Raw genomic sequence first — 9,396 nt, 5'->3', positions numbered from 1 at the left:
GTGAGAGTCAGACGCCCCCGCCGGGGGGGGGTGTCGCCGCGGGGGGCGGGGGGGGGGGCGGCCCCGCGGGGGCCCCCCCCCCCCCCCCGGCTCCCGTGGGGGGAAGGTGCGGGTCAGCTCGTCTCGACGCCGAGCGTCAGCGTGCCGGTGTAGCCGGCGGAGGTGCCGCTGCCGAGGGCCGTCAGGGTCAGGAGGCCGGAGGAGGCGCCCCCGTCGTCGTAGACGGAGTCCTGGGCGAGGGTGGTGCGGGTGACCTTGTTGGTGGAGTACGGGGACACCTTGGCCATCGCCGTGGTGATCGTCTCGTTGAAGAAGAGCTGACCGGTGTGGAGTTCCCGGCCGCCGGTGAAGGAGCCGTCGGAGGTGAGGGTGACGTCGGTGTGCACCTTGACGTGGATGTGCACGCAGCGGCCCCGGTACCAGCCGGGGTAGACGGTGGTGAGGTTCGCGACGCCGGAGGCGTTCGTCAGGACGCCGCCGCGCAGGAACGTGCCGTCGTCCGGCTCGCTGTGGCCGTTGTTGCCGACGAAGCCGGAGTACTCGCCGAGCGCGTCGCAGTGCCAGATCTCCACGAGGGCGTTGCCGATCGGTGCGCAGGTGGAGTCGTCGACGACGGTGAGGACCAGCTTGAGGGGGGCGCCCGCCTTGCCTTCGGTGACGTCGGAGCGGACGAGCTGGCCGTCGAGGTAGTAGGGGCCTTCGGTCATCTCCTTGGTGAGGGTGCAGACGGCCGCGGCCGCGGGGGCCGGGTCGGTGACGGGGGCGGGGGCGACGGGTGCCGCGGCGGCCACGGCGAGTGCCGCGGCCGAGGCGCCGGCGGCGATCAGCACGGCCCGGCGCCCGACAGGGGCCTCTGACGAGTCTTTCGTGGGGGTGTCTGTCATGAACACGGCACCGTAGGGAGGGATGCTGTCGGAGGACTGTGCGTTCCGCAAAGTGACCGCCCGTCAAGTGCCTTGTCGGACACCCGGCCCGCGCCCTCGGTCGTGGGCGGATCCCCGCGGCCGGCCTGTGGGGAGGCCTGCTCCGCGGGGGTCCCGCCCGGCCTGTGGGGAGGCCGGCCGCGCGAGGTGGGCGCGCGGCGGTACGAGTGGCCTAACCGGCCTGGTTGTACAGCATGGCGCCGACGGCGCCCCAGCCGTTGCCGTTGCCCGACGACTGGGGTGGGGGTGGTTCAGGCTGCGTCCTGCCGCGGACCTGGGCCGCCGTCAGGCCGCCCTGCGCACCCATGGAGGCGGCGCCCGCCATGCCGGGCATGCCGGTCTGGCCGGCCGGCTGGAGGGCGGGCGACGGGGCCTGCATGGCGGCGGGCGGCATCTGGGCCGGCATCGCACCCGGGCTCTGGGCCGCGGCCGGCCAGCTGGCGGGCTGCGGGGCGGCGGGGTAGGCCTGGGCCGCCGCGGGCTGCTGCGGGGCCGGATAGCCGGGGGCGGCGGCGGGCTGCTGGGCCGGGTAGGGCGACGCGACGGCGGGCCGCGGCTGCTGAGCTGCCGGCAGGCTGGGCTGCGGGGCGGCGGCGGCCACCGGCTGGGGCATCGGGGCGGGCTGTCCGGGCCACGCGTTCGCCTGCGCGGCCAGCCCCTGCATGCCCGCCCCGTTGGTCGAGCCGACGAGGCGGTCCACCATGGCCGTGCCCGAGCCGTAGCCGGTCCCATTGCTCAGCTCGGGTACGGCTGCTTCCTGCCTGGCCCCGTAGAGCACCTGCTCCAGGCCGGCCACCAGGCGGCGTACATCCGTCTGGGGACGTACGACGAGTCTCAGGAAGCGGCTGGACGAACCGACCTTGTTGCCGCACTCGCGGACCAGGATGCGGTGCTCGGTGAGCAGCCGGTCCCGGACCACGGTGCCCTCGGCGCCGACGGGAAGACGTACGAACAGGAAGTTGCCCTGCGAGGGGTAGATCGTCAGACCGGGCAGCGCGGAGAGTTGGCGGGCCATGTCGAGCCGGTCGCGGCGGACCATGTGCAGGCTCTCCATGTACTCCTTGCCGTGGTTCTTGAGCATGAACACCACGGTCTCCGCGAAGGAGTTGAGGTTCCACTTCGGCAGCATCGAGCGGACCCTGCCCGCGAGCGAGGGGTTGGCGACCATGTAGCCGAAGCGGATGCCGTGCAGGCCGAAGTTCTTGCCGAGGCTGCGCAGCACGATGACGTTGGGTCTCATGACCGCGTCCTCGACCACGCTGGGCTCCGACTCGGCGTCGGCGAACTCCAGGAAGGACTCGTCGATGACGACCAGGTCCAGATCGGCCATCGCGTCCATGAACTGGATGACCGACTGGCGCGGCAGGAAACCGCCGTCGGGGTTGTTCGGGTTGCAGATCACGGCGACCTTGGTGCCGCGTGAGCGGATGAACTTGGCGTAGGCGGCGAGGTCGAGCGCGAAGCCGTTGGACTCCTGGAGCGGGAACATGTCGACCCGCTTGCCGGTCTCCATCGGCTGGTCGGTCCAGCGGCCGAACGTGGGGACGGGTATCGCGAGGGACTCGCGGACCAGCAAGTGATCGATCCATGTGATGAGTTCGGTCGAGCCGTTGCCCATCGCGACGCACTGCGGCGGAAGTTGGAGCAGCGAGCACAGCTCGCTGGTGATCGTGTCGGCGCTGCTCGGGTAGTAGGTGATGATCTCGCGCAGACGGCCGGCGAGTTCGTCGAACATCGCCGGGGTGGGGAAGTACGGGTTGCAGGGGATGCAGAAGTCAACCGGGCCGGCTCCGTCGCCCTCCCGCGTCAATGCGGCCATCGACGGGCTGTGCGCCGCGGTGCCGCGAAAGAGCGAGGTGACATTGCCGGCCATGGAACCTCCGTATAGGGCGAGCCCGTTGGGGAGGACGGGCCCCCGTTCTTTGGGTGGCCCGCGCGGGGGAGCACGGGCCACCCTCTCGTACGGATACGGATGGGGCGCTGTTCAATCGTTGTGAGGTCGTGCGGATTTTGTGAACCGGCTGTGAGGTACGGTCACACGCCGAACGAGTGGACCGTGCTGGTCCGGTACGTCTGCCCGGGCCGCAGCACCGTCGACGGGAACGACGGGTGGTTCGGGGAGTCCGGGAAGTGCTGGGTCTCCAGGCACAGCGCGTCGCCCTGGCGGTAGATGTGGCCGCCGGTGCCGACCAGGGTGCCGTCCAGGAAGTTGCCCGAGTAGAACTGCAGGCCGGGCTCGTTCGACGCGATCGTCAGGGTGCGGCCGGAGGACGGGTCGCGCAGCGTCGCGACATGCTCGGGCTTCGCCGTGATCCCCTTGTCGAGGACCCAGTTGTGGTCGATGCCCTTGCCGTACAGGAGCTGCTGGTGGGCCACCCGGATGTCCCGGCCGACGGTCTTGGTCCGGCGGAAGTCGAAGGGGGTGCCGGCGACCTTCGCGAGTTCCCCGGTGGGGATCAGGCCCGAGTCGACGGGTGTGTAGCGGGAGGCCGCGATCTCGAGTTCGTGGTCGTAGATCGAGCCGCTGCCCTCACCGGCGAGGTTCCAGTACACATGGCTGGTGAGGTTGACGACGGTGGCCTTGTCGGTGGTGGCCTCGTAGTCGATGCGCCAGTCGCCGTGCCGGGTCAGGGTGTAGGTGACCTTCGCCCGGAGCGTGCCGGGGTAGCCCATCTCGCCGTCGACGCTGGTGTAGTGCAGGACGAGTCCGACGCCGGAGCCCGAGGAGAAGCCCTCCACGTCCCAGACCCGCTTGTCGAAGCCCTTGGCGCCGCCGTGCAGGCTGTTGACGCCGTCGTTGACGGAGAGCTGGTGGTCCGTGCCGTCGAGGGTGAACCGCCCCTTGCCGATGCGGTTGCCGTACCGGCCGATCAGGGCGCCGAAGTACGGGCTGGAGGCGACATAGGAGTCGATGTCACCGAAGCCCAGCGCGATGTTGCGGTACCTGCCGTGCCGGTCGGGGATCTCCAGGGACTGGACGATTCCGCCGTAGGACAGGACCTTGAGCCGTGTCCCGCCGTTCTCCAGCGACCACCGGTGGACCTTCGTCCCGTCGGCGAGCTTGCCGAACAGTTCCCTCACGGGCTTCTTCCCGCCCGCTGCGTGCGCCGTGCCGATGGTGGCCGCGGTTAATCCCGCTGCCGCCGCTGCGATGACCGTACGTCTGCTCGTTTCCATTTCGCGGCTCCTGCCCAATGGAGGGGGGGGGCCCCGCCCGCCGCGCCCCCCCGCCGCCCCCCCGCCGCCGCCCCCGACCGCGTCGCCCCCCCGCGCGGCCCCGCACGCCGCGATATGTTGTGATCTGGCGAGGGGGGCGGCCCCCGGGGGGGGGGCGCCCCCCGCCCCCCCCCCCCCCCCCCGGCTGACTTACGAACCGACCTTGCGCTTGTTCCACACGTCGAACCCGACCGCGGCCAGCAGGGCCAGGCCCTTGATGACCTGTTGCCAGTCGGTGCCGACACTGAGGAGGTTCATACCGTTGTTCAGCACGCCGAGGACCAGACCGCCGATGATCGCGCCGAGGACGGTACCGACACCGCCGCTCATGGACGCGCCACCGATGAACGACGAGGCGATGGCTTCCAGCTCGAAGCTCAGGCCGGCCTTCGGAGAGGCCGCGTTCAGGCGGGCGGCTACCACCAGACCCGCCAGGGCCGCGAGCATGCCCATGTTCAGGAAGACATAGAAGGTGACCTTCTTGTCCTTGACGCCCGACAGCTTCGCCGCCGGGAGGTTGCCGCCGATCGCGTAGATGTGGCGGCCGAAGACGGCGTTGCGCATCATGTAGCCGTAGCCGACGACCAGCGCGCCGAGGATCAGCAGCACGATCGGCGCGCCCTTGTAGCTGGCGAGCATCATCGTGACGGTGAGGACCGCGGCGACCAGCGCCACCAGCTTGAGCAGGAACAGCTTGGCCGGCAGCACGTCCAGCGAGAACTCCTGCTGGCGCTTGCGGTCACGGACCTCCTGCAGGACCACGAAGACGATCACGGCCAGGCCCAGCAGCAGCGTGATGTTGTGGTAGTTGGTGGTCGGGCCGACCTCCGGCAGGAAGCCGTTGCCCATCTTCTGCAGGCCGCCCGGGAACGGCCCGAGGGTCTGCCCCTTGAGCAGGATCTCGGTCAGACCGCGGAAGATCAGCATCCCGGCGAGGGTGACGATGAAGGACGGTATGCCGAGATAGGCGATCAGGAATCCCTGGACCGAACCCGCCACGGCGCCCACCACCAGGCTCAGCACCAGGGCGAGGGGCCACGACACGCCGTGCTGCACCGTCAGTACGGCCGCGAACGCGCCCACGAACGCCGTCAGCGAACCGACCGACAGGTCGATGTGGCCCGCGATGATCACCAGCATCATGCCGATCGCGAGGATCAGGATGTAGCTGTTCTGCAGGACCAGGTTGGAGATGTTGTGCGGCAGCAGCAGGCTTCCGTCGGTCCAGACCGCGAAGAGGGCGACGATCAGGCCGAGGGCGATCAGCATGCCGTACTGGCGCATGTTGCTGCGCATGCCGTCCAGCATCAGCCGTACCAGGTTCTCCCCGGTGCCGCCGCTGCCGTCCTTGCCCGGCGGTGCCTCGGCCGGGGTGTTGGTCACATCGGTGCTCATCGCGTTACCTCTTTGTCCTTCGTCATCTGACGCATCAGCACTTCCTGCGTGGCCTCGGCCCGCGAGAACTCACCGGTCAGCCGCCCCGCCGCCATGGTGTAGATGCGGTCGCACATGCCGAGCAGTTCGGGCAGCTCGGAGGAGATGAAGACGATCGCCTTGCCCTCGGCCGCCAGCTTGTCGATGACCGTGTAGATCTCGAACTTGGCCCCCACGTCGATGCCGCGGGTCGGCTCGTCCAGGATCAGCACGTCCGGACCCGCGAAGATCCACTTGCTGAGGACGACCTTCTGCTGGTTGCCGCCGGAGAGCTTGCCCACCGGCTCGAAGACGGTCGGCGCCTTGATGTTCATCGACGTGCGGTAGCTCTCGGCGACCTGCCGCTCCTCGTGCTCGTCGACGATCCCGCGCTTGGCCACCTTGCCGAGAGCGGAGAGCGAGATGTTGCGGTTGATCGTGTCGATGAGGTTGAGGCCGTAGTGCTTGCGGTCCTCGGTGACGTACGCGATGCCGTGGCCGACCGCCTCCGCGACGGTCCTGGTACGGATCTCCTCGCCGTCCTTGAGGACCGTCCCGCCCGCGTAGCGGCCGTACGACCGCCCGAAGACGCTCATCGCGAGCTCGGTGCGGCCGGCGCCCATGAGGCCCGCGATACCGACGATCTCCCCGCGCCGCACCTGGAGCGACACGTCGTCGGCCACCTTGCGCTGCTGGTCGATCGGGTGGTGCACGGTCCAGTCGCGGATCTCCAGCGCCGGGGCGGCACCCTCCTCCGGGTGGTGCGGGGTGCGCTCGGGGAAGCGGTGGTCGAGGTCCCGGCCGACCATTCCGCTGATGATCCGGTCCTCGGTCGTCTCCGGCGCCTTCACATCGAGCGTCTCGATGGTCCGGCCGTCCCGCAGGATCGTCACCGAGTCGGCGACCTTGCGGATCTCGTTGAGCTTGTGGGAGATGATGATCGAGGTGATGCCCTGCTTCTTCAGCTCCAGGATCAGGTCCAGGAGCTTGTCGCTGTCCTCGTCGTTGAGCGCCGCGGTCGGCTCGTCGAGGATGAGCAGCTTCACCTTCTTCGAGAGCGCCTTGGCGATCTCCACGAGCTGCTGCTTGCCCACGCCGATGTCGGCGACGCGGGTCTCGGGGTGGTCGTTCAGGCCCACCCGCCGCAGCAGCTCGGTGGCATGACGCAGCGTCAGGGTCCAGTCGATGAACCCGCGCTTGGCGTGCTCGTTGCCGAGGAAGATGTTCTCCGCGAGGGAGAGGTAGGGCGACAGCGCCAGTTCCTGGTGGATGATGACGATGCCGTGCTGCTCGCTCGCCCGGATGTCCTTGAAGCCGCAGACCTCTCCCTCGAAGAGGATCTCGCCCTCGTAACTCCCGTGCGGGTGGACGCCGGAGAGGACCTTCATCAAGGTCGACTTGCCGGCGCCGTTCTCACCGCAGATGGCGTGGACCTCGCCCTGCTGGACAGTCAGAGTGACGTCCGACAGCGCCTTGACGCCGGGAAAGGTCTTGACGATCGAGCGCATTTCCAGGACGGGTCCCGCCATGGTCGTGCCTTCCAATCCGTGAGGTTCGACGCTTACTTGAGCTGGTCCGCCGTGTAGTAGCCGCCGTCGACCAGGACCGACTGGTAGTTGGACTTGTCGACGCTCACCGGCTGGAGGAGGTAGGCGGGGACGACCTTCGCGCCGTTGTCGTACGTCGTGGTGTCGTTGGTCTGCGGCTTCTTGCCCTTGAGGGCGTCGTCGACCATGGTCGAGGCGATCTTGGCCAGCTCACGGGTGTCCTTGTAGACGGTCTGCGTCTGCTCGCCCGCGATGATCGACTTCACCGACGCCAGCTCGGCGTCCTGACCCGTGAGGACCGGCAGCGGCTTGCTCTTGGAGCCGTAGTCGTCCGACTTCAGCGCCGACAGGATGCCGATGGAGATGCCGTCGTACGGCGAGAGGACCGCGTCGACCTTCTTGCTGGCGTACGACTTGGTGAGGATGTCGTCCATGCGCTTCTGGGCGGTGGCGCCGTCCCAGCGCAGGGTGGTGACCTGGTTGAGCGCGGTCTGGCCGGACTGGACGACGAGCTGCTTCTTGTCGATGTAGGGCTGCAGCACCTTCATCGCGCCGCCGAAGAAGTACTTCGTGTTGTTGTCGTCGTTCGAGCCGGCGAAGAGCTCGATGTTGAACGGGCCCTTCTTGGAGCCGTCCGCGAGACCGAGCTTCTGCAGGATGTAGTTGCCCTGGAGCTCACCGACCTTCGAGTTGTCGAAGGACGCGTAGTAGTCGACGTTCTTCGAGCCGAGGATCAGGCGGTCGTAGGCGATGACCGGGATGTGGGCGTCCGCGGCCTCCTGGAGAACGTTGTCCAGGGACTTGTTGTCGATGGCCGCCACGATCAGCGCCTTGACGTTCTGCGTGATCAGGTTCTCGATCTGGGAGACCTGCTGCTGGGGGTCGTCCTCGCCGTAGACCAGCTTGGTCTTGTAGCCCTTGGACTCCAGGTTCTTGACGACGTTGTTGCCGTCGGCGATCCAGCGCTCGGACGACTTGGTCGGCATCGCGATGCCGATCGTCCCGCCCTTGCTGTTGCTCTTGTCCTCCTTGCTGCCGCCTTCGCCGCTCTGGCCACAGGCGGTGAGGGTGAGGGCGAGGGAGGCGGCTCCGGCTATGGCGGCGAGTGCGGCTCTGCGGTTACGCATGATCATCATCCTTGATGTCTGGGACCGGGCGGAGTCTCACGGAGCGGGGATGTTCCGGGAGTGTTACAGGTGAGGCTGAGAAGGTGTGTTGGATTGTGCGCGACTGTGTCTGCTTGTGTGAAGGGGGTTTGTGCGAACGTTATGAGGGAGTGTCGAACCGCGAGAGTGCCCCGGGCAGACGGGAGCCGAGCGGGGCCATGTCGCCGCCCGCGCCGTGCCGTGCCAGCAGGTCGAGGGCGAGGCGGCCGCGGCGCACCCGCTCCCGGGCCGTGCTCAGGGTCAGGTCCCGCAGATGGTGTCCGTACGGGTAGAGCCCGGGGGTCTTGGACAGCCCGAACTTCAGATAGAGCGGTGCGCCGCGCCGGATCAGCTCGGCGACCTCGTACATCCGGATGTACCCGCCGAGATCGTCGGGGGCCTCGATGTACATGTCCATGGGGGCGGCGGAGACCCGCCGGATCTCGGTGAGGTGATCGAGCGTCAGGTCGCTCGGCACGTTCAGCGAGTCGGCGCCGAGGTTCTCGTACACGGCGTACGAGGCCGGGTTGACCGGACCGATCAGCGCCGAGACCTTGAACGTCGTGTCGGCCGGGAGGATCCCGGCGACACGCGCCCGGTGCAGCGTCCACAGCACACCCTCGTCGGCGACGAGCAGGCACTTGACGCCCAGTTCCGTCGCCCGGACGGCGTCCTCGACACAGCCGGCCACCGCGTCGTGGCCACGGGCGCGCAGCCCGCCGCCGCGCGAGTCGGAGCGCGTCGAGGCGCCGATGTCCCAGATGCCGCGTGGTCCGGTGAACAGGCAGAGTTCGATGTCGCGTTCACCGGTGGCCTCGACCATCTCGGTGATCTCGGCGTCGGTCAGCATCCAGATGCCGCTGCCCTGGCTGATCCGGTGGATCGGCACATCGAGCCGCGAGGCCTCCTTGAGGACCACGGCGAGCGCCTCGGGCCCCTCCACGGAGGGAACCTCGGTGCGCCAGCGGCCGCCTCCGGGAAAGGTGTGCGGCGAGGCGTCGTCGGGGGAGAGGGCGGGCGCGGCCAGGCCGAGCGCGGCCAGGGCCGGCTCACCGGGTCGACGGGGCGCCGTGGGAGAGGCGTCGGTCACAAGCTGTCCTTCATCGTTCGATATTTCGGTCATGGTTCGCGACCTTGGGTGCGCGAGGCCTG

At 68.8% G+C, this 9,396-nt stretch carries 7 protein-coding genes; all 7 read right to left on the bottom strand.

Annotation, left to right across the window (positions count from 1 at the left end):
* Positions 1-113: 113 nt before the first annotated feature.
* The gene (locus ACFXGX_RS29870; protein WP_384796962.1) at positions 114-884 is read right to left on the bottom strand and encodes an intradiol ring-cleavage dioxygenase; all 771 of its coding nucleotides are present in this window, start codon (positions 882-884) and stop codon (positions 114-116) included.
* A 211-nt stretch (positions 885-1,095) separates the two neighbouring features.
* The gene (locus tag ACFXGX_RS29865; protein WP_384796959.1) at positions 1,096-2,796 is read right to left on the bottom strand and encodes an aminotransferase class I/II-fold pyridoxal phosphate-dependent enzyme; all 1,701 of its coding nucleotides are present in this window, start codon (positions 2,794-2,796) and stop codon (positions 1,096-1,098) included.
* Positions 2,797-2,957: 161 nt separating this feature from the next.
* Positions 2,958-4,100, bottom strand: a complete 1,143-nt coding sequence (locus ACFXGX_RS29860) for an aldose epimerase family protein (RefSeq protein WP_384796956.1) — start codon at positions 4,098-4,100, stop codon at positions 2,958-2,960.
* Between the two features lie 189 nt (positions 4,101-4,289).
* On the bottom strand, positions 4,290-5,534 hold the full coding sequence (gene mmsB, locus ACFXGX_RS29855) for a multiple monosaccharide ABC transporter permease (protein WP_384796953.1): 1,245 nt from the start codon (positions 5,532-5,534) through the stop codon (positions 4,290-4,292).
* On the bottom strand, positions 5,531-7,081 hold the full coding sequence (gene mmsA, locus ACFXGX_RS29850) for a multiple monosaccharide ABC transporter ATP-binding protein (protein ID WP_384796950.1): 1,551 nt from the start codon (positions 7,079-7,081) through the stop codon (positions 5,531-5,533). The genes mmsB and mmsA overlap by 4 nt, the downstream gene beginning before the upstream one ends.
* A gap of 32 nt (positions 7,082-7,113) precedes the next feature.
* A complete protein-coding gene (gene chvE / locus ACFXGX_RS29845; protein ID WP_384796947.1) occupies positions 7,114-8,226 on the bottom strand; it encodes a multiple monosaccharide ABC transporter substrate-binding protein in 1,113 nt (370 codons plus the stop codon).
* 139 nt (positions 8,227-8,365) lie between these two features.
* The gene (locus tag ACFXGX_RS29840; protein WP_384796944.1) at positions 8,366-9,367 is read right to left on the bottom strand and encodes a hypothetical protein; all 1,002 of its coding nucleotides are present in this window, start codon (positions 9,365-9,367) and stop codon (positions 8,366-8,368) included.
* Positions 9,368-9,396 lie beyond the last annotated feature (29 nt).

Origin of the sequence: Streptomyces sp. NPDC059371, from assembly GCF_042751995.1 — a bacterium.
Classification (GTDB): domain Bacteria; phylum Actinomycetota; class Actinomycetes; order Streptomycetales; family Streptomycetaceae; genus Streptomyces.
This window is presented reverse-complemented; position numbering and strand designations above follow the sequence as displayed.